This window comes from Campylobacter sp. CNRCH_2013_0671h, assembly GCF_025773055.1.
In the GTDB taxonomy this organism is placed as follows: Bacteria; Campylobacterota; Campylobacteria; order Campylobacterales; family Campylobacteraceae; genus Campylobacter_D; species Campylobacter_D lari_D.
Window position 1 is genome coordinate 78,223 of the sequence record NZ_JAKMTG010000005.1, and the last position, 21,140, is coordinate 99,362.

Annotated in this window: 23 protein-coding genes and 1 pseudogene; 19 read left to right on the forward strand and 5 right to left on the reverse strand. The window is 30.4% G+C overall.

Going from position 1 to position 21,140, the window contains the following annotated elements:
• Nucleotides 1–12: 12 nt before the first annotated feature.
• From L8X97_RS04940 to surE, 4 genes and pseudogenes are all read right to left on the reverse strand, one after another.
• A pseudogene (locus L8X97_RS04940) lies at nucleotides 13–319 on the reverse strand (hypothetical protein); the annotation flags it as partial.
• Nucleotides 320–763, reverse strand: coding sequence for a GNAT family N-acetyltransferase (locus tag L8X97_RS04945; RefSeq protein ID WP_263662778.1), 444 nt, complete (start codon nucleotides 761–763; stop codon nucleotides 320–322).
• Nucleotides 747–1,400, reverse strand: a complete 654-nt coding sequence (locus L8X97_RS04950; protein WP_220566570.1) for a ThiF family adenylyltransferase — start codon at nucleotides 1,398–1,400, stop codon at nucleotides 747–749. Before L8X97_RS04950 ends, L8X97_RS04945 begins: the two co-directional genes overlap by 17 nt.
• The gene (gene surE, locus L8X97_RS04955; RefSeq protein WP_133319525.1) at nucleotides 1,393–2,166 is read right to left on the reverse strand and encodes a 5'/3'-nucleotidase SurE; all 774 of its coding nucleotides are present in this window, start codon (nucleotides 2,164–2,166) and stop codon (nucleotides 1,393–1,395) included. Before surE ends, L8X97_RS04950 begins: the two co-directional genes overlap by 8 nt.
• A gap of 120 nt (nucleotides 2,167–2,286) precedes the next feature.
• Here surE and pepE point away from each other — a divergent pair, with 120 nt between their 5' ends.
• A complete protein-coding gene (pepE, locus tag L8X97_RS04960; RefSeq protein ID WP_220566572.1) occupies nucleotides 2,287–2,991 on the forward strand; it encodes a dipeptidase PepE in 705 nt (234 codons plus the stop codon).
• 9 nt (nucleotides 2,992–3,000) lie between these two features.
• Nucleotides 3,001–4,293, forward strand: a complete 1,293-nt coding sequence (dcuC, locus tag L8X97_RS04965) for a C4-dicarboxylate transporter DcuC (protein ID WP_263662779.1) — start codon at nucleotides 3,001–3,003, stop codon at nucleotides 4,291–4,293.
• A gap of 24 nt (nucleotides 4,294–4,317) precedes the next feature.
• Here dcuC and pepT read toward each other — a convergent pair whose 3' ends face one another.
• Complete coding sequence (pepT, locus tag L8X97_RS04970; protein WP_133319528.1) at nucleotides 4,318–5,544, reverse strand: peptidase T; 1,227 nt, start codon at nucleotides 5,542–5,544, stop codon at nucleotides 4,318–4,320.
• A 156-nt stretch (nucleotides 5,545–5,700) separates the two neighbouring features.
• On the opposite strand from pepT, the gene L8X97_RS04975 reads away from it, so the two are divergent.
• The 17 genes from L8X97_RS04975 to lysA all read left to right on the forward strand — a co-directional run bounded on the left by L8X97_RS04975 (nucleotide 5,701) and on the right by lysA (nucleotide 21,139).
• Complete coding sequence (locus L8X97_RS04975; RefSeq protein ID WP_263662781.1) at nucleotides 5,701–6,507, forward strand: cytolethal distending toxin subunit A/C; 807 nt, start codon at nucleotides 5,701–5,703, stop codon at nucleotides 6,505–6,507.
• Between the two features lie 2 nt (nucleotides 6,508–6,509).
• Nucleotides 6,510–7,313, forward strand: a complete 804-nt coding sequence (locus L8X97_RS04980) for a cytolethal distending toxin subunit B family protein (protein ID WP_263662783.1) — start codon at nucleotides 6,510–6,512, stop codon at nucleotides 7,311–7,313.
• Between the two features lie 9 nt (nucleotides 7,314–7,322).
• The gene (locus tag L8X97_RS04985; RefSeq protein ID WP_133319530.1) at nucleotides 7,323–7,895 is read left to right on the forward strand and encodes a cytolethal distending toxin subunit A; all 573 of its coding nucleotides are present in this window, start codon (nucleotides 7,323–7,325) and stop codon (nucleotides 7,893–7,895) included.
• Nucleotides 7,896–8,019: 124 nt separating this feature from the next.
• Nucleotides 8,020–9,468, forward strand: coding sequence for an AAA family ATPase (locus tag L8X97_RS04990; protein WP_263662784.1), 1,449 nt, complete (start codon nucleotides 8,020–8,022; stop codon nucleotides 9,466–9,468).
• On the forward strand, nucleotides 9,434–10,027 hold the full coding sequence (locus L8X97_RS04995; RefSeq protein ID WP_263662785.1) for a hypothetical protein: 594 nt from the start codon (nucleotides 9,434–9,436) through the stop codon (nucleotides 10,025–10,027). The genes L8X97_RS04990 and L8X97_RS04995 overlap by 35 nt, the downstream gene beginning before the upstream one ends.
• Nucleotides 10,024–11,121, forward strand: a complete 1,098-nt coding sequence (gene lpxB, locus L8X97_RS05000) for a lipid-A-disaccharide synthase (protein WP_220566579.1) — start codon at nucleotides 10,024–10,026, stop codon at nucleotides 11,119–11,121. The genes L8X97_RS04995 and lpxB overlap by 4 nt, the downstream gene beginning before the upstream one ends.
• A gap of 9 nt (nucleotides 11,122–11,130) precedes the next feature.
• Nucleotides 11,131–11,616, forward strand: a complete 486-nt coding sequence (gene greA / locus L8X97_RS05005) for a transcription elongation factor GreA (protein ID WP_039619215.1) — start codon at nucleotides 11,131–11,133, stop codon at nucleotides 11,614–11,616.
• 3 nt (nucleotides 11,617–11,619) lie between these two features.
• Entirely contained in the window at nucleotides 11,620–12,348 is a 729-nt protein-coding gene (locus tag L8X97_RS05010) for a UDP-2,3-diacylglucosamine diphosphatase (protein WP_220566581.1), read from the forward strand.
• Complete coding sequence (locus tag L8X97_RS05015) at nucleotides 12,348–13,301, forward strand: chemotaxis protein (RefSeq protein ID WP_133319535.1); 954 nt, start codon at nucleotides 12,348–12,350, stop codon at nucleotides 13,299–13,301. The genes L8X97_RS05010 and L8X97_RS05015 overlap by 1 nt, the downstream gene beginning before the upstream one ends.
• A 2-nt stretch (nucleotides 13,302–13,303) precedes the next feature.
• Entirely contained in the window at nucleotides 13,304–15,610 is a 2,307-nt protein-coding gene (locus L8X97_RS05020; protein WP_220566582.1) for a chemotaxis protein CheW, read from the forward strand.
• 4 nt (nucleotides 15,611–15,614) lie between these two features.
• Nucleotides 15,615–16,133, forward strand: coding sequence for a chemotaxis protein CheW (locus L8X97_RS05025; protein WP_133319537.1), 519 nt, complete (start codon nucleotides 15,615–15,617; stop codon nucleotides 16,131–16,133).
• Nucleotides 16,133–16,759 carry a phosphoserine phosphatase SerB gene (gene serB / locus L8X97_RS05030; RefSeq protein ID WP_133319538.1) on the forward strand — a complete coding sequence of 209 codons (627 nt, stop codon included), beginning with the start codon at nucleotides 16,133–16,135 and terminating at the stop codon, nucleotides 16,757–16,759. The genes L8X97_RS05025 and serB overlap by 1 nt, the downstream gene beginning before the upstream one ends.
• The gene (locus L8X97_RS05035; RefSeq protein ID WP_263659766.1) at nucleotides 16,756–17,727 is read left to right on the forward strand and encodes a transaldolase; all 972 of its coding nucleotides are present in this window, start codon (nucleotides 16,756–16,758) and stop codon (nucleotides 17,725–17,727) included. Before serB ends, L8X97_RS05035 begins: the two co-directional genes overlap by 4 nt.
• Before the next feature lie 46 nt (nucleotides 17,728–17,773).
• Complete coding sequence (locus tag L8X97_RS05040; protein WP_133319540.1) at nucleotides 17,774–18,310, forward strand: 50S ribosomal protein L25/general stress protein Ctc; 537 nt, start codon at nucleotides 17,774–17,776, stop codon at nucleotides 18,308–18,310.
• A gap of 1 nt (nucleotide 18,311) precedes the next feature.
• Nucleotides 18,312–18,851: an aminoacyl-tRNA hydrolase gene (gene pth / locus L8X97_RS05045; RefSeq protein WP_263659767.1), complete on the forward strand. Its 540-nt coding sequence runs from the start codon at nucleotides 18,312–18,314 to the stop codon at nucleotides 18,849–18,851.
• A gap of 3 nt (nucleotides 18,852–18,854) precedes the next feature.
• Complete coding sequence (locus tag L8X97_RS05050) at nucleotides 18,855–19,916, forward strand: LptF/LptG family permease (RefSeq protein WP_220566586.1); 1,062 nt, start codon at nucleotides 18,855–18,857, stop codon at nucleotides 19,914–19,916.
• Between the two features lie 17 nt (nucleotides 19,917–19,933).
• Nucleotides 19,934–21,139: a diaminopimelate decarboxylase gene (lysA, locus tag L8X97_RS05055; RefSeq protein WP_263662786.1), complete on the forward strand. Its 1,206-nt coding sequence runs from the start codon at nucleotides 19,934–19,936 to the stop codon at nucleotides 21,137–21,139.
• Nucleotide 21,140 lies beyond the last annotated feature (1 nt).

A 21,140-nucleotide genomic window follows, 5' to 3' on the forward strand; every position in this document is an offset into this window, starting at 1 on the left:
CAAAATCCTTGTTTATAATTGATCTAGATATAGTTTTACTACTTCTTCTCTTAGGTAAAGCTTTTTTAATCATTTACATTTATATATTTAAGACAAAAGCGTAAATTTTGTTACTTTTTATAAAACCTACAATTTGTCTATATTGTTTTAAATTCCAGTTTGTGTTTTTACTTAGCTTGATGATATTTATAATTTTTATCTTTGTAGTGAAAAATTTATTATTATCTTTTATAATACCTTTATTGAGTGTAATTAAGACATTAAAAATTTTAAAGTAGAAGCAGATAAAATGCATTTTGTTTGCTTTTTTAAAATCGTTTTATTTTCTTTTCATGAAAAAATTTTTCAATTCTTGTTGATCTCTTATAGCAATGTTTTCTTTGATGATTTTAAATCCTGCTTTTAAAAAGAAATTTTTAGCGCTAAGACTAGCAAAAGTATAAATTTCACTATAAGGGTAGTTTTTAAGAGCAAATTCTAATAAAGCTTTACCATAACCTTGATGAGCATAGTTTGTATGAGTAAAGCAAAGATCGAGTGTTTTTTCTTCTAAATTTATATTTATAAAAGATACAATTTGGCCTTTTTCTTCATAAATAAAACCTAGCTGATTTTGAAATTTTTCTTCCCAAGCTTTTTGGTTTATATTAATCCAAGCACGAATTTGTTCTTTTGTATAATCATTTTTACAAAGAATGGATACGCTTTGCTTAAAAAGCTTGATACAAGGAGCTAAGTCTTTTATATCAAGCTTTCTTATCAAGCACTTTCCTTAAAGCCAAAGAAGCTAGAGCAAGTCCAAAAGAAGCTGTTACACCCATAAATGAGCCAAGATCTTTACAATGGGCTTCTTCATCTGAAAATACCACATCAAAATCCCCTTTAAAGCCTGATTTTCTAAGTTCATAGCGGAATTTTTTAGCTAAAGCATCGCCATGTGTTTTAAATATGCTTGTCGTTTTAATACGCGTTGGATCAAGCTTTCTAGCTCCACCGGTTGATGAGATAAAAATTTGCTTTTTCAAATCAAGTAAATTAGCCAAAGCAACCTTAGCAGGTATATCATCAATCGCATCGATGATAAGATCAAATTCACTCAAATTAAAACTTTTCAAAAACTCATCATCGATTTTACTGACTATACCTTTAGCATTGTAAATACGCTCAAAAACCTTAGCTTTTTCTTCGCCTATATTTTCACTATGAAGCTGGCGGTTTTGATTAGTAGTTTCAAATTTATCCGCATCAATTAAAGTTAGATTACTAAAGCCACTTCTAAAAAGCGCATCAACACAAATTCCACCAACTCCACCAAGTCCACAAACTAAAACTTTAGTGTTTTGAATTTTGATAAAATTTTCTTCATTAATAAGCCATTTTATACGCGTGTATCTATCCATTTTTCATCCATTTTTTGAGATTTTTCATTTGTTTATAAGCTGTTAGATCAAGCATTATAGGGGTTATTGTGGCATAGCCTTGTTTTAAAAGTGCTATGTCTGAATCTTTTTCATTTTCATGATCAAGATTAGCAGCAGCTAGCCAGTAGTATTCTACACCTCTTGGATTTGTATTTGAGTGTGCTTTATAGCTATAAATTCTTTTACCTGCTTTGCAAATTTTTAAGCCTTGAAAGGCTGTTTTGCTAGAAGGAAAGTTGATATTTAAAAATTCTTTTTTATCTAAAGGAAAGCCCTTTTCAAAGATATTTTTGACTATTTTTTTAGTAAGTTTTAAAGCAAGTTTATAATCAAGCTCTTTTTGATTATCTTTGTAAAATTGCGATAAAGCAATGGCAGGAATTCCATGAAGTACTGCTTCCATAGCACCTGCGCAAGTTCCTGAGTAGGTTATATCCTCGCCTACATTAGCACCTTTGTTAATTCCACTTATGACAAGATCAGGCAAACGCTTTTTATATAAAGCATGTAAAGCTAGATAAATACAATCTGCAGGCGTGCCATCATCAAGCTTGTAAAATCTTTTACCAACCTTATGAAATCTCAAAGGCTTAGTTAGTGTTATGGAGTGTGAGCATGCTGATTTTTCACTAGCAGGAGCTACTATGGTAATTTTAGCTTTAAAATGCTTTCTTAGCATTTTTATAAGCTTTTTTAAACCCTCACTTTCATAGCCATCATCGTTTGTTATTAAAATTTCTTTCATGTTTTTTCCTTTTTTTAAATTCTAACACAAGTAATACAATATTTTTTTATTACTAAATTGTTTTTTCATTTTTTAAATATTAAAATTATAGTTTTGATTAATTTTTTAAAGGAAAGAATGATGTCAAAACTTTTACTTTTTAGTGCTTCTGGCTATAAAGATAGTGCTTATTTAAGTCATACTAGAGAATTTATAGATGATTTTTTAAAAGAAAATTCCATGAAAGATGAAGAAATTCTTTTTATACCTTATGCGGGTGTTAGAAGGACTTATGATGCTTATGAAGCTAGAGTAAAAGAAGGCTTGAAAAAAGATAATATCAAATCATTACACCATTTTGAAAATTTAAAAGAAGCGATTTTAAATGCAAGGGTTTTTTTAGTAGGTGGTGGCAATAGTTTTATGCTTTTGCATAAATTATATAAAAATGATTTGCTTGAAGTGTTAAAAGAGCGTATTGAAAAAGGGGCTTGTTATATAGGTTGGAGTGCAGGCTCAAACATAGCAGGTCTTAGCATAAAAACAACTAATGATATGCCTATTGTTATGCCAAAAAGTTTTGATAGTTTAGGGGTTTTTCCTTATCAAATCAACCCACATTTTATTGGCGGGAAAATTCCTGGACACAACGGAGAAAGTAGAGAAGAGCGTTTGGAAGAGTTTTTATTAACTAATCCAAAAGACATTGTTTATGCTATACCGGAGGGTTCTGCATTAAAAGTGCAAGATGATAGCTTAAAAATCATAGGTCATCATGATGTGTTAAAGCTAAGCTATCCATTTAATGTAGAATATTTAAAAGTCAATCAAACAACTAAAATCTAAAGGAGAAAAATGCAAACTTTTTATCTTTTAGCTGCGATTTTTGGTATTGTGGCTGTGGTTTATTTGCTTATTAAAAAAGTGGAAACAAAAACAGCTTTAATTAGTGTTGGTTTTATCTTGTGCTTGATTTCACTTAAGCCCATTGAAGCTTTGAGTGCTTTTACGCATGCTATGGTACAACCTGCCTTGATTAAGGCAATTTGTGCGAGTATGGGTTTTGCTTTTGTGATGAAAGTGACTAAATGCGATAAACATTTGGTTAGATTACTTACAACACCTTTGAAAAATGTAGGATTTTTCTTAATCCCACTTGCTTTTATGGTAACTTTTTTTATTGCTATAGCTATACCTTCAGCGGCAGGATGTTCAGCTGCAGTTGGTGCGACTTTAATACCGCTTTTAATGGCTTCAGGTATAAAACCTGCCATGGCAGCAGCAACAGTGCTTTGTGGAACTATAGGAGGAATTTTAAGTCCAGGTGTTTCTCATACGGCTTTGATTTCTGAAATTTCAGGGAAAAATATACAAGAAATTGTTTTAACTCAAACTCCAAATGCATTAACAGCAGGAGTGATAGTGATGATTTCTTTGATGATTATGGCAGTGATTTTTAAAGATTATCAAAAAGGGCAAGTTTTTGAAGTGGCTAATCAAAACAAGACTGAAGATAATATTGAAAAAGTAAATGTATTTTATGCGCTTATGCCTTTAGTGCCTTTGATTGTACTAATCATAGGCGCAAGTCCTTTAAATGATTATGAGTTTTTAACATGGACAAAACAAGTTGGAGTTGCTGAAGCCATGCTTTTAGGGGCGATTATAGCTTTGGTGGTAACTATGAGTAAGCCTGATAATATTTTTAAAGAGTTTTTCAATGGCATGGGAAAATCTTATACAGAGATTATAGGGATTATCATAGCTGCTAGTGTTTTTGTTGCGGGTTTAAAAGCATGCGGTGTAATTGATATTATCATAGAATGGCTTAAAAATGAACAGCATTATGTGCGTTTTGGTGGAACTTTTATACCATTTTTAATGGCTATGATTACAGGTAGCGGTGATGCTGCTGCTATGGCATTTAACAAGGCTGTAACTATTCATGCTCAAGATCTTGGTTTTGATCAAGTTAAACTTGGTACTGCAGTGGCAATGTCAGCAGTGCTTGGAAGATACCTTTCGCCTATTTTAGGAGCTTGTATCATCGTTTCAGCTATAGCCGGGGTTAGTCCTTTAGAAATTGTTAAAAGAACTGCTTTAGGTTGTGTTGTTTCGGTGGTTGTAATTGCTTTTGTGTTATTATAATTTTAAGCCTTAAAAGGCTTAAATTTATTTTGCGGCTAGGATGATGATTTCTTGTATAACTTTGCTTGCCGCTTTTAAAGATTTAACAGGTAAATACTCATAAATAGAGTGAAAATTATGTGCTCCAGTAAAGATATTTGGACAAGGCAGGCCTTTTTCCGAAAGCACCGCTCCATCGTATCCTCCACGCATAGGAATGATTTTAGTTTTGATATTTAAATTTTCATAAGCTTGTAAAGCAAGTTTAATAGGCAAAGATTTGGTTGTTTTTAGACTATTAAAGACATTTTTATAACGATCGTTAAGCTTAATGTTAATTCTTTCTTCTCCATATAGCTTTTTAAAACTATCGTTTAAATCTTGTAAAAATTGCATTCTTTGTTTGTATTTTTCATCATCAAATTCTCTAATATCTATTTTTAAAATAGTTTTAGCGCTATTTCCCTTGAGTTCTTTAACCCAAAAATATCCTTCTTTATTTTCTGTGTATTCAGGTGCTTCGCCATTTGGAAGCATAGAGATAAATTTATGTGCTAAAAGTAAAGAATTAACTAATTTTCCCTTAGCACTCATAGGATGAGCAGATTTTCCTATAAATTCTACTTCACAATCTCCTGCATTCCAATTTTCATAAATAAATTCTCCTATCTCACAACAATCTAAACAATATCCAAAATCAGCATTAATTTCTTTTATATCAAAAGCTTTTGCCCCTCTTAAACCTTGTTCTTCATCAGGTAAAAAGCAAGCATAAATATCACCATGCTTAATATCAGGATTTTTAACAAAAAATTCAAGCATATCCATAATAGCTGCAATAGCTGCTTTATCATCAGCTCCAAGCAAGCTTGTGCCATCAGTGTGGATAATATCATCTCCTATGTAGTTTTTAAGCTCTTTAAATTCACTTTCTTTCAAATAAAGATCTAAGTTTTTATTTAAGCATATATCCCCACCTTGATACTTAGTGATTTGTGCTTTGGTGTCATTAGTTTGTTCCATACTTGTATCTAAATGCGCAAAAAAGGCTATTTTAGGAGCATTTGGAGTGTTTGCTGGTAAAAGAGCTGTGGTAATGGTGTTTTCTCTTCTTTTGATGTCTTTTAAACCTAGTTCTTGTAATTCTTTTTCAAGTAATTTTGCAAGCTCCATTTGATTAGGACTTGATGGCATAATGCCTTTGGCGCCATTTTCTCTACTTGTAGTGGTATTAATCTTAGTGTAATTTATAAATCTTTGTACAATATCCATAATTTTTCCTTTTTAGATTAAAATTAATAAAATTATAACAATTCATTTTTAAAATATTTGATTAATCTAAGAAGATTTTATTAAATGATATTTTCTATCAAAATTTATTTAAAATTATGATAATATATTTAAATTTATATTTTTTAAGGAGAGAATATGCAAAAACTTAGATTTATGATGATATTGAGCGTATTTATAACTTTTTTTGTTGGATGTTCTTCTAAAGAAATCAATCCTTTAGGGCGTTCTTTTGGAGATTTTAGCGATGGAGATCCTTTGAAAATAGGTAAAAATCCAACTCCACCGGCTAAACAAAAAACACCAACTTTAGTGGAAGGTAAGAAAATCCCAGCTATACCACTTGAGCCACCTCTTATGAAAGTCAATACTTTTAAAGGAGATAATGCTGTAAAAGGACCATTACCAAGGCTTACATCAAGCAATGGATTTACTTCAAATGCTTTGTATGAAAATATAGGATTTGTAAGCGATTTTGTAACTATTATGAACCCAAATGGAGCTGCATTAACGGTTTGGGCTTTAAATCCAGGCAATTGGATATGGGGGTATAATTTATTTGATAGTAAATCTTTTGGTGATGCAAGAGTGTGGCAACTCATTGAATTTCCAAATAATACTGTGATGATTAAAAATGCAAAAACTTTAACTTGCTTAAATGCTTATGGTAATGGTATAGTACATTATCCTTGCGATCAGACAAATTTTGCACAATTTTGGAGATTATATCCTATGAGCAATGGTGCTTATCAAATTCAAAATTTTGCAACACAACAATGTATACAAACGACAGTTGGAAATGTAATGGAGGAATTTTATTTTGACTATTATAGTATTTATTTGACACCTTGTTTGAAATCAAAAGAAAAAAATTTAGATAGACAATGGAGCATTAGTGCGCCTGCTTTTCAAACAAGATCGCCTTATGCTTATACGGGAGAGTGATGATGAAAAAGATAGTATTTTTGATTTTTAGTTTTAATTTATTATTTGCTGCTTTGGAAAATTATAATAGTGGTACTTGGAATTTACAAGGTGCATCAGCTTCTACTGAAAGTAAGTGGAATATTAGTATAAGACAGCTTGTAACCGGTGCTAATCCTATGGATATTTTGGCTGTTCAAGAAGCAGGAGTTTTACCAAGTACTGCTATAATGACGCCAAGACAAGTTCAACCCGTGGGAGTTGGCATTCCTATTCATGAGTATGAGTGGAATTTGGGCTCATCAAGTCGTCCAAATTCAGTTTATATATACTACTCAAGAGTTGATGTTGGGGCAAATCGCGTAAATATGGCTATTGTGAGTAGAGCGCGAGCTGATGAGGTGATAGTTTTACCACCTCCAACCGTTGCTTCAAGGCCTATTATAGGAATTCGTATAGGAAATGATGCGTTTTTTAGCATACACGCTTTATCAAGAGGTGGTAATGATGCAGGGGCTATTATAAGTGCTGTGGATATGCACTTTAGGAATATGCCACAGGTTAATTGGATGATTTTAGGGGATTTCAACAGACCTCCTGGGACTATTGTAAATTTAATTGATCCGGATTTAAGATCTCGCATTAATATAGTCGCACCTCCTTCTTTTACACAAACAGGTGGCAATACAATTGATTATGCAATTACGGGAAATTCAAGCACTACATCTTTATATAGTCCGCCTAGAATTCTTGCAATCTTAGCTGTAGCAGGACTTAGGACTTTTTTAGCTTCGGATCATTTTCCTGTAAATTTTAGAAGACCTTAGGAGAAGATGATGAGAAAAATTTGTATTTTATTTTGCTTTATTTTAAGTTTTTTAAAAGCTGAAGTTTTATTTGATGATTTAGAAGATTTTACACCTATGTTCGCGATAAGATCTTTAGAAACGGGAATTTCACTTAGTCCTTTTAGATATAGCTCTGAAAAACTAGAAGAGCAAAATTGGTTTTTAAAAGAGATAATTCTTAGCGATGCGTTAAAACAAAAAGATAGATATGCCGTGCAACGCCCTTTTGGCTATGTGCAGTTTATAAACCCTAGAGGTGCTGATGTGTGTTTAGCTGTCTTAAGTGAAAAATCTTTTGGAGTGAAATCTTGCAAGCAAGATTTACAAGATGGGCAAATGCAAACGGTTTTTTCTATCATGCCTACTACAAGTTCAGCTGTGCAAATTAGATCTTTAACTCATGGCGGGGTAAAATGCATGAGTACCTTTTATGAAGCGCGCGTACCTATAGAAAATCGTTTTGGCTTAGATGATTGCACTGTAAATCCTTCTGTGCCGATAGAGTTAAAAGAGTTATTTTTCTTTGCTCCTGCTATTGTTGAAGCAACTCCGATTTATTAAATTTAACCCGCTTTTGCGGGTTTAAACTCTAAGTTAAAATTTGTTAGAATGTCTTTAAATTTTTGTAGATAATTTTAATAGCCAAAATATAAATCCTACACAGTAGATATATTGAAGGAAAAATATGAAAGTAAAATTAAAAAATATTGGAATGCTTGATGAGGCAGAATTTGAAGTAGGAAATATTACTTTAATCTGTGGTGAAAATAATACTGGGAAAACTTATGCTACTTATAGTTTATACGGTTATTTGGATTTTTTAAGTAATAATTTAACTAGTGTATTTTTTTCAATAGTTCAAAAACATTCAAATATTTTAATTCCTGAAAAATATACTATCACAATATCAACATGGGAAATTCTAGCTATTTACAAAGAAGTAATTGAAAAAACATACGATGATTATAAGGAAAAATTATCAGAAATCTTAGCAGGAAAAGACGGAGATTTTGATGATAGTGTTTTTTTAAACCAAGAATTAGATTATTTTTTAGGTAAGTTAAGTAATGAAGATATTGTAAATAGATTTAAAGAATTTTCAGAAAATAAAAATTTGATTAATTTGTCAGAAATCAATAGCGAATATATAAAATTAGATTATAAGAATGATGATGAGAATTTTGAAGTAAAAGATAGAATTATTATGATTAAAACTATGCAGCTTTTAACATCTTTTTTTTTATTTCTAACTCCAAAATACCCAAGAGCTTTTATTTTGAGTGCAGAAAGAACTGGAGCTTCAATGTTTCAAAAGGAATTGGATGTAAATAAAAATGAAATTGTAGATAGGATATCTCAAGTTAGAAGTAGTGATATTAAAGAAGCTGTAATAGATATTTTAGTAGAAAAATATTCTAGATATCCAAAACCGGTTAAAGATAATATTTATTTTGTTAGAGAATTAGATGAGGTAGTAAAGAAAACGAGCTTTATACAAGAAGGTATAAATAAAAATTCTAAAAGTAAAAATTTATATCAAAATATTTTAGATTTATTATTTGAAATTGTTGGTGGAAAATACTTGGTTAGCGGAGAAGGTGTAGAATTTGCACCGGGTGCAAAAAAAAGAATTATCAAAGGTAAATTTTTAATTCAAAGAGCTTCGAGTTCTGTTCGATCTTTGCTTATACTAAATCATTATATTTTACATGAAGCTCAAAAAGGTGATATTTTGATGATAGATGAGCCAGAACTTAATCTCCATCCTAAAAATCAAATTTTACTAGCAAGACTTTTTACGCTTTTGGCAAATGCAGGTGTTAAAATTTTTATTACTACTCATAGTGATTATATAGTTAGAGAATTAAATAATTGCATAATGCTAAATGGATTAACAAATGAACAAATACAAACACTCAAATCAAAAGGTTATATAGAAGAAAATAAAATTGATTTTAAAGATATTAAAGCTTATATTGCTAAAAACATTAAAGGTAAAAATACCATTGAAGGGGTAAAAATCACTAAAGAAGAAGGAATTTTTATGAATACCTTTGATGAACCTATAGATACTCAAAATGAAAATCAAAGTACGATTTATGAAAAGATATGTGAGACTAGATATGACAAATAAGCACTTAAAAATTTTTAGAGATGCTATTAAAGATGATCTGAAAATAAAACCAAATGGCAATTGTTTTATAGTCTTTGAAAAACATGAAGATAGTAAAATTAAAAAAATAGAATTTACATTAAAAAATCAAGATGATTTTTTAATACTTAGGCAAGATGAAAACAAACATACCTTAAATCTTTTAAATAGCTTTTCTACAAATAAATCGTGCGATTTTATTGTGTTTAGAATATTGAATAACGAATTAATTGTATATTATTCTGAAATAAAATCAAGTCTTAGTAAAAAGAATGAAAATGAAGCATTGGAACAAATAAAATCATCAAGATTATTTGTAAATTATCTTTTATCTTGTTATTTAGAATATCACAAAGAAAGCATTGTAATCAAAAAAGAATTTTTTTTATATATATATCCTAAAATGGGGGTTTCAAATAAAAGAATTTTTTGCAAAATGACTAATTTAAGATTTAAAAGTGTGGAAGTTAGTAATATACAGAATGGTATAGTAAAAATTTCAGAAAACAAAATAAATGAATTTTTTGAGATTTTCAAATGAAAACCTTTTTAGTTTGTGCCTTAGAGCCTTCAGCAAATTTGCATTTAAAAGAAGTTTTAAAAGCTTATAAAAATGAGTATAAAGAATTTGATTTAGTGGGAATTTATGATGAGAATTTATGTGAAGAATTTAGTCTAAATTCCAAGCCACTTTATAGCTCACATGAGTTTAGTGCTATGGGTTTTATAGAGGTTTTGCCGCTCATTTTAAAAGCCAAAAGAGCCATAAAAGAGCTAGTGAGTTTAAGTTTTGCTCAAAAAATTGATGCGATTTTATGTATAGATTCTCCTGCCTTTAACTTACCTTTTGCAAAGGCTTTAAAAAAAGCAAATTCCAAAGTAAAAAGAATTTATTATATTTTACCTCAAGTTTGGGCATGGAAAAAAGGACGCATTCCTATCATAGAAAGTCATTTTGATGTGCTAGCTTCTATCTTGCCTTTTGATAGTGAGTTTTTTAGTAAAAGCACTTATGTGGGACATCCGCTTTTAGATGAGATAAAAGAGTTTAAAAATCAAGAAGATATAAATTCTATACTTTCAAAAAAAGATGATGAAAAAATCATCGCTTTCTTACCGGGCTCAAGAAAAAGTGAAATAAAGCGTTTGATGCCTATTTTTAGAGAGTTAAGCACTAAATTTAAAGGTAAAAAAATCCTTTGTGTGCCCGAGTTTAATTTAAAAAGATTAGAAATTTACGGAGAAATGAGTAATTTTGAAATTCAAACTAACACCCCAAAGGTGCTAAAAAATGCTGATTTTGCTTTTATTTGTAGTGGCACAGCTACACTTGAAGCAGCTTTGGTCGGCACGCCTTTTGTGCTTGCTTATAAAGCTAAAGCTATTGATGTATTTATCGCAAGATGTTTTGTAAAACTCAAACATATAGGCCTTGCAAATATCTTTTTGGATTTTGCAGGAAAAAGCGAGCTTAATCCTGAATTTTTACAAGAGCAAGTGAATGTGGAAAATTTATATCAAGCTTATCTTAAATACGATTATAAGGCATTTTTTGATAAAGTAGATTTTTTAAAAGAATATTTGCAATTTGCAAGTGCAAAAAATTTAGCTAAAATACTTTATGAAATCAAATAAGGATAAATCATGCAAAAAGAACCTATGAGTAAATACGGCTATGAGAAATTAGAAAAAGAATTAGAGCATTTAAAAAAAGTTGAACGCCCAAAAGTAGTAGAAGAAATAGACATAGCAAGAAGCCATGGAGATTTAAAAGAAAATGCAGAATATCACGCGGCTAGAGAAAAACAAGCTTTTATAGAAGGAAAGATTGCTGAACTTGGAGATTTGATCTCAAGAGCACAAATCATCGATCCATCTTCTTATGAGCATGATAGTGTGAAATTTGGCTCAACTGTTGTTGTAGAGGATTTAGAAAGTGAAAAACAAAGCACTTATACTTTGGTAGGGGTAAATGAAGGAAATTTAGAAAAAGGCTATATTTCCATTAGTTCGCCTATTGCTAAAGCAATGCTTGGTAAAAAAGAAGGGGATGATTTTAAAGTGCGTTTGCCAAAAGGCGAGAGTGAATTTGAAATCATTTCTATAGAATACAAAGCTTTGGAATTTTAATTTTTGCAAAAAATAATTATAAAAGAAAATGCTATTTTTATTGCCGATGCGCATGAAAATAAAAATAGGCGTGGTTTTTGGGAGTTTTTGCAAGCCTTAAAAAATAAAAAAATTCAAACTCCACAGCTTTTTTTAATGGGTGATATATTTGATCTTTTAATTTATGAAGTAAAGGCCACGCATGATTTTGCAAAAGCTTATATAGACTTACTTGAAGAACTTGCGTATGAAATTGAAATCATTTATTTAGAAGGCAATCATGATTTTAATTTAGCTAAATTTTTTAAAAAAGTGAAAGTTTTTAGTATAAAACAACAACCCTTGCTTTGCGAATTTCAAGATAAAACCTTAGTAAAATTAGCCCATGGGGATATTTTTTTAAAACCTTTTTTGCAGTTTTGCTTAAAGAGTTTGAGAAATCATTATTTGCTACTTTTTTTAAATTTTTTAAATGTTATTAGTAAAGAAAGAATTACTCAAAAAATTCTAAAAAATCAAAACAAAAAACAACTTATTAGAAAAATTCCCCATTTTTCTGCTTTAGTAAAAGAGCGTTTAAAGCACTATAATATAGGCTTTGTAATAGAAGGTCATTATCATCAAGATGTATTTTTAAAAAATGAAGATATAAAATATCTAAATTTAGCTACTTTTGCATACAAGGAAAGTTTTTTTATAGTAAAATATGAGCCAGAAATCAGATTTCACAAAATAGAACTTAAGGAGGCATAATGTTTGATGAGAATGTCGTTAAAACAGGTTCAAATGAAATGGAACTTGTTGATTTTCGCATCTTTAAGCAAGGCCACGATAAAGTCTATGAGGGAATTTATGGTGTAAATGTTTCTAAGGTTAGAGAAATCATTAAAATTCCTTTTTTGACTGAAATTCCAGGAGTACCTGAATATGTAGAAGGTATTTTTGATCTTCGTGGCGTGGTGATTCCTGTAATCAACCTAGCAAAATGGATGCAAATTCAAGAACCAGAAATGACAAATATAAAACCTAGAGTTATCATTACTGAATTTAGTAATGTTTTAATCGGTTTTATTGTCCATGAGGCGAAAAGAATTCGTAGAATTAACTGGAAAAATATTGAGCCAGCTACTTTTGCAACAAGTGCGGGTAGTTTAGATAAAGGTAAAATTACTGGTGTAACTAAGATCGAAGGAGATGAGGTTTTACTTATCCTAGATTTAGAAAGTATAGTACAAGAACTTGGAATTTATACCCCACAAACTGATATTGACGATGATAAAATTCAAAAAATCGAAGGTATGGCTTTAGCACTTGATGATAGTTCAACTGCAAGAAAACTTGTTAAAGATTTACTAAATAAAATCGGTCTTAAAGTAATTGAAGCTAAAGATGGTGTTGAAGGTTTACATAAACTAGAAGAGCTTTATAGTACTTATGGCAGTGATTTAAATAAACATTTAAAAATTATTGTAAGTGATGTTGAAATGCCACAAATGGATGGATTCCATTTTGCAGCAAAAGTTAGAGATGATGAGAGATTTAAAAATATTCCTATCGTATTTAACTCTTCTTTATCAAATGAATTTATGAGTGATAAAGGTGTTAAAGAAGCAGGTGGAGATGGGTATTTAGTTAAATTTAATGCAAGTGATTTCTTTGCTGAAATTTCTCGTATCATAGCAAAACATGAAAAAGGTGAGGAGTAAAAATGGAAGATATTCAAGAAATACTTGAGGATTTTTTAGTTGAAGCCTTTGAATTAGTCGAGCAAATTGATCATGATTTGGTTGAATTAGAAGCAAATCCTGAAGATTTAGAATTATTAAATAGAATTTTCCGCGTTGCGCATACTGTTAAAGGATCATCAAGCTTTTTAAATTTTGATGTTTTAACAAAACTTACTCATCATATGGAAGATGTTTTAAATAAAGCAAGACATAATGAGCTTAAAATTACTCCTGAAGTAATGGATGTAGTTTTAGAATCTATTGATATGATGAAGACTTTATTAAATTCTATTAGAGATAATGGAAATGATACAGCAATCGGACTTGATATAGCTCCAATTTGTGCAAGATTAACCGCAATTTCAGAAGGAGAAAGTTTAGAATCAATTACTCCGGCTAAGGCTGAAGAGCCAAAAGAAGAAGTTAAAGAAGAGCCAAAAGCTGAAGAACCTGAAGTTGATGTAAATAAACTTAGTGATGATGAGGTTGAAGCTGAAATTGAAAGACTTTTAAAAGTAAGAAAAGCTGAAGATCAAGCAAGACGCGCTGAAAAGAAAAAAACTCAAGAATCAACTCCAACCCCAAGTAAGCCAGCTCCACAGGCACAAAATGCAGCAGCTGAGAAAAAGGTCCCTGCAGCAGGTGGTGGAAGCAGTGGTGCAAATATGGATCAAACAATTAGGGTTGAAGTTAAAAGACTTGATCATTTAATGAACTTAATTGGCGAGCTTGTATTAGGTAAAAACCGCTTGTTAAAAATTTATGATGATGTTGAAGAAAGATATGATGGAGAAAAATTCTTAGAAGAATTAAATCAAGTTGTTTCTCAACTTAGCATTGTCACTACAGATATTCAACTTGCGGTTATGAAAACAAGAATGCAACCTATTGCGAAAGTATTTAATAAATTCCCAAGAGTTGTGCGTGATTTAGGCCGTGAACTTGGTAAACAAATGGAGCTTGAAATTTCAGGGGAAGAAACTGAACTTGATAAGTCTATTGTAGAAGAAATTGGCGATCCTATTATGCATATGATTAGAAATTCTTGTGATCATGGTATAGAAGATCCAGCAACGCGTATAGCTAATGGTAAACCAGAAAAAGGAACGGTTAATCTTAAAGCATATAATGAAGGAAATCATATCGTTGTTGAAATTGCCGATGATGGTAAAGGTTTAGATGCTGATGTGTTAAAATCAAAAGCAATAGAGAAAAACTTAATCACAGAGCGTGAAGCTGATCAAATGAGTGATAAAGAAGCATTTGCATTGATTTTCAAACCAGGTTTTTCAACCGCTGCAAAAATCACCAATGTTTCAGGGCGTGGTGTTGGAATGGATGTTGTCAAAACTAATATTGAAAAATTAAATGGTGTGATTGAAATCGATAGTGAGCTTGGAAAAGGCACTGTGATGAAGCTTAAAATTCCACTTACTTTGGCGATTATTCAATCTTTACTTGTGGGAACTCAAGAAGAATTTTATGCTATTCCACTTGCAAGTGTTCTTGAAACAGTTAGAGTGCCAATTGATGATATTTATACCATTGAAGGTAAAAATGTACTTCGCTTAAGAGATGAGGTTTTATCTTTAGTAAGACTTTCAGATGTATTTGGCGTAAAACAAGTGCTTGAAAATACTGATCAAACTTATGTAGTTGTTATAGGTGTGGCAGAAAGTAAGCTTGGTATTATAGTAGATACTTTAGTAGGTCAAGAAGAAATTGTTATCAAGTCTATGGGTGAGTATTTGCAAAATATCCAAGGTATAGCAGGAGCAACTATCCGTGGTGATGGTAGAGTAACTTTGATTATCGATGTTGCTGCTATGATGGATATAGCTAAAGAAATTAAAGTTGATATTAAAGCACAAATTGAATCACAATCTAAAAAAACAACTAAAGAAAAACCAAGTGATTATACAGTGCTTATAGTGGATGATTCTAAAATGGATAGAAATATCATGCAAAAATCATTAGAGCCACTAGGTGTAAGTATTATAGAAGCAACTAATGGTGTTGAAGCATTAAATACAATTAAATCAGGCGAGCATGATATTGATGCTGTGTTGATTGATATTGAAATGCCAAGAATGGATGGTTATACCTTAGCAGGTGAAATTAGAAAATATTCTAAATATAAAAACCTCCCACTTGTTGCAGTAACTTCAAGAACTAGTAAATCAGACCGCTTAAGAGGTGTGGAAGTAGGAATGACTGAGTATATTACTAAGCCTTACTCTCCAGAGTACTTAGAAAATGTAGTTAGAAAAAATTTAAAACTAGGATAAGAAGATGAATGATAAATTAAACCAGGTTTTGCAAAAACAACAAGCGCAAATTGCAGAACCTGATGTAGATAAAGAAGAGGATATTATTCAGCTTGTTGGTTTTGTGGTAGGAGATGAGGAATACGCTATTCCAATTCTTAATATCCAAGAAATTATTAAACCTATAGAATATACTAGGGTTCCAAGTGTACCTGATTATGTTTTAGGTGTGTTTAATATGAGGGGTAATGTTATGCCTTTGATTGATCTTGCTAAAAGATTTAATCAAGGTAGTTCTAAAATGACTCCTCAAACAAGATATATTGTTTTAAAAGGTATAGCAAATGGCAATCAAACTCCTGCAGGTAATGCAGGCTTTGTGATAGATAGATTAACAGAAGCTATTAAAATTCACAGAAGCAGGATTGATCCGCCACCTGAAACTTTACTAAAAGAAAAAGGTATGATTTTTGGTATAGGCAAAAGAGAAGAAAATATCTTGACTATATTAAAAGCTGAAGCTTTATTAAAGCGTGAGTTTTAATGATAAAGCTTTGTGCCTTTGACTTTGATTCTACGCTAATGGATGGGGAAACTATCGATATTTTAGCGCAAGAATATAATGTTGGTGATGCTGTAAAAGCAATCACCAACAAAGCAATGAATGGTGAGCTTGATTTTTTTGAAAGCTTAAGTGCTAGAGTAGCTTTGCTTGAAGGTATGCCTATAGAGCAGGTAAAGAAATGCTGTGAAAATTTACCTTTGATGAATGGTGCTAAAGAATTATGTGAATATTTAAAAAGTAAGAATATAAAAATAATTGTTTTTAGTGGTGGATTTCATGAAGGAATTGATTTAATACAAAATAAACTTCATTTTGATTTTGGTTTTGCTAACTTTTTACATAGTAAAAATGGTTTTTTAACAGGAAAAGTTGGCGGAGAAATTATGTTTAATAACTCAAAAGGTATTATACTACAAAGACTTAAGAAATTTTTAAATTTAAAAACAGAAGAAATTATGTGTGTAGGCGATGGAGCTAATGATATTTCTATGTTTAAAGAATGTGGATTAAAAATAGCTTTTTGTGCCAAAGAAATTTTAAAATCTCATGCAGATATTTGTATAGATAAGAAAGATTTAAAAGAAATAATAAAGGTAATACAATGAAAAAATTTTCACTATGGTGTGATTTTATAGAAAATGAATTTTTAGATCATGAATTTTTAGATTTAATTTACTCAAAAACAATCAATGGTGCTACCTCAAATCCTGCTATTTTTAAAAATGCGATTTTAAACTCAGCTATTTATAAAGAAAAAATCAAAAAATCAAATCTTAAAGATAAAAAAGCTTTATATGAGTATCTTGCGATAGAAGATATAGCTAAGGCTGCGGATAAATTAGCTATTAATTATTATGAAAATAATGATGGTTTTATTAGTATTGAAATTGACCCAAGATTAAAAGATAATACTAGCCTATCTTTGGCCGAAGCAAAAAGATTATACATGCAAATTGCAAAAGAAAATGTGATGATGAAAATTCCTGCTACAGAAGCTTCTTATGAAGTAATGCAAGAATTAATGAAAAATGGTATTAATGTTAACGCTACTTTGATTTTTGATTTTGAGCAAACTAAAAAATGCTTTGAAGCTTTAAATTTAGGTTTAAAAGAATTTAGAAAAAATAATACCGCAGCTAAAAAAGAGCCTCGAGCAGTTATTAGTATTTTTGTAAGCCGTTTTGATAGATTATTAAATAATCAAGTTTTAGATAAAAATTATATAGGAATTCTTACTGCAACAAAGGCTTATAATTATATCATTAAACAAAATGAAACAAATATTAGAGCTTTATTTGCAAGTACAGGTGTTAAGGGTGATGATTTAGAAAAAGATTATTATATTAAAGAATTACTCTATGATAAAGCTATTAATACTGCACCACTAGATGCTATTAAGGCTTTTAAAGGTAAGCAAATTATATTTAAAGAGCCTTTGAAAGATGAATGTATAGAGAAAAAATTAAATGCAAATATTTCAAAAGATGCTTTAAGTAAAGCTTGTAAAGATTTGCTTGATGATGGTTTGGAGCAATTTTGCATAGCTTATGAAGATATTTTAAAATCTTTATAAACTTATTTGGCTATAATTAGCGTTTATTTTTTTAGAAAGGAAACAGATGTTAGAAGGTATCGTTAGAGAGAGTATCGGTAGAAAAGCTGCTAAAGCTTTAAAAAGAGATGGTTATCTAATCGCAAACATCTACGGAAAAGGATTAGAAAACATCAATGCTGCTTTTAAAGTAAATGAATTTATTAAAGAAGTACGCAAAAAAACTACTTTAGCTTTTGATGTAAAAGTAGCAGATAAAGTATTAAATGTTGTGGTAGTTGATTATCAAAAAGATCCTGTAACTGCAGAATTAAAACACGTAGATTTAAAAGTAGCACAAAAAGGTGTTATTTCTAAATATATGGTTCCTGTAAAGATTGTAGGAACAGCTATGGGTCTTAAAAATAAAGGTGTTTTAATCCAATCAAAAAGAAGATTGAAAGTAAAATGTGCAGCTGAAAACTTACCAAATTATTTTGAATTAGATGTAACTAAACTTGATGTTGGTGATGCACTTTTAATCCGCGATGTAGTTGTACCTGAGGGTGTAACTATGGTTGATGCTGATAGAGTAGCTGTAGTTGGCGTAGAAAAAGCAAGATAAAATGACCTTAGTCGTAGGACTTGGTAATATAGGAGAACAATACGCCCAAACCCGTCACAATGTAGGGTTTATGCTAATTGACTTAATTTTGAAAGATTTGCAAACAGCAAAGCTTTCAAATGCCAAATTTAAAGGAGAGCTTTTTAAAGGCTCTTCTACTCTTTTTTTAAAACCTTCCACTTATATGAATTTATCAGGAGAAAGTGTAAAAGCTGTTAGTGAATATTATAAATGTGATAGAATCATTGTAATCCATGATGATATAGATTTAAATTTGGGTGCATTGAAATTTAAAATGGGTGGATCAAGCGGTGGACATAATGGGCTTAAAAGTATAGATAATCTTTGTGGCAATGCTTATGAGAGGGTACGCATAGGAGTAGGAAAAGGACAAGATGTAATTTCTCATGTTTTGGGAAAATTTAAACAAGAAGAACAAGAAAGCTTAACTAAGGTTTTAGAACATAGTAAAAAAGCCTTACTTGAGCTTTTAAATTCTGATATAGAAAAAATCGCTTCAAAATATTCTTTAAAAAGTTAAACGATGAGTATATTTTTTCGCTATATTTCATCTTTGTATTTAAAATCATTTTTTATTTTATTTTTTTCTTTGACTTTTTTCTTCGTAGCGATTGATTTTTTACTCAATTTCAATAGACTGCCAAAAAGTGCAAATTTAGAGCTTTTGTATATATTTTTCTTAACATGTTCAGCAGCTTCTTATATACTACCTTTAGCTATAGTCCTTGCTTTGGTTTTATGTATTTTTAATATGATACGCTCGAATGAATTTGTTAGCTTGTATGCTTTGGGTTTAAGTAAAAATCAAGTGATTTTTTATCCTTTTTTATGGGCTATGTTTTTTTGTTGTGTTTATGTAGGACTTAATTTTAGTGCCTTTGCTTATGCAGATGAATATAAAAGTAATATTCTCAAGCGTGGCGTTGTAGATAGAGAGGGTGGGGAAGTTTTGATTAAATATAATGATAAATTTATTTATATACAAAAAACAAGTTCTCAAACCTTATATAATATAAAAATCTTTGATGTAAAAAATTTAGACATTCAAAGCACAATCCATGCAAAAACTGCTAAATTTGATGGAGATTCTTGGAACTTAAATGACGCTAAAGCTACTAATGTACCACAAAATTTGATTGTTTCAAAAGAGGGTTTAAGCGTAGAAGAATTTAAAAATATCAAAGGCTTAGAAGACTTTTCTCCAAAAATCTTAGAAAGAATTTCTTTGGTAGAGAGCAATCCTTCTTATTCTATTTTAGACGCGCTAGAAAGTATGGCAATTTTTGCAAAACAAAATATTTCTACTAATACACTTAGAACAAGTTTATATTCTTTAGTTCTTACACCATTTTTTGCGCCATTTTTAATGCTTATTGTGTATTATTATTTTCCTTTAACAGCAAGATTTTTTAATCTCGCACTTTTAGCTTTTGTGTTTTTTGTGTGCATACTTTTAGTTTGGGGTTTGTTGTTTTTATTAACAAGATTGAGTGAAAATGAAATTTTACTTCCAGAGCTTGGTATAATGCTACCAGTATTTATTTTAATAAGTATAGGAAGTTTTTATTATTTTAAACACAAATAACTACAAGTGAGGTTTTTATGGATTATTTAAAACTAGCAAAAGAATACAACACACCATTTTATATTTATGATTTTGATAAAATTAAAGAGCGTTTTGCAATGTTAAAAGATGCTTTTAAGGCAAGAAAATCACAAATTTTTTATGCAGTCAAAGCAAATTCTAATTTAAGTGTTTTAAAGCTTTTAGCTTCTTTGGATAGTGGGTTTGATTGTGTTAGTGCGGGTGAGATTTATAGAGCTTTAAAAGCAGGGGCTAAAAATTATAAAATTATTTTTAGCGGGGTAGGTAAAAGTGCTGATGAATTAAAATATGCTTTAGAGCAAAACATACTTTATGTAAATTTAGAAAGTTATGAAGAAATGCTTCTTTTGGAGCAAATTGCTAAAGAAGGTCAAAAGATAGCTCGTATAAGCATAAGGGTAAATCCAAATGTAGATGCTAAAACACATCCTTATATTTCTACAGGTTTGCATGAAAATAAATTTGGTGTAGATATAGAAAGTGCTAAAAAAATGTATCTTTATGCTAAAAACTCACAATTTTTAGAGTCAGTTGGAGTGCATTTTCACATAGGTTCACAAATTCTTGATATAAGTAGTATCCATGAGGCCTCAGCGATTGTTGCAAAATTAGTAAAAGAACTTTTAGCTTTGAAAATTAATATTAAATTCTTTGATATAGGCGGGGGTTTAGGAGTTTGTTATAAAGATGAACAAGAGCCAAATTTATATGATTATGCTCAAGGAATTTTAGCAAGTTTGCAAGGTCTTGATGTGTGTATAGGTATGGAACCTGGCAGGTTTTTGGTAGCAAATGCAGGCGAGTTTGTTACTAAAGTTTTATATGAAAAATTTAATGATAAAAAGCGTTTTGTGATTATTGATGGGGCGATGAATGATTTATTGCGTCCAAGTTTATATAGTGCTTATCATGAAATCAAGCTTTTGAGTGAAAATAAAGAAGAAAGCCTTTGTGATATTGTTGGTGGGGTTTGTGAGAGTGGAGATTTTTTAGCTAAAGATAGAAAACTAGCTAAAACAAAAGCAGGAGATTTGATCATAGTTAAAAGCGCAGGTGCATATGGTTTTAGCATGAGTAGTAATTACAATACTCGCAATAGAGTATGTGAGCTAGCTTGTGAAAATGGCAAGGTAAGAATGATTAGAAAAAGAGAAAGTTATGAGGATCAAATTGCTTTAGAGCTTGATTTTTTAAAGGATTAAA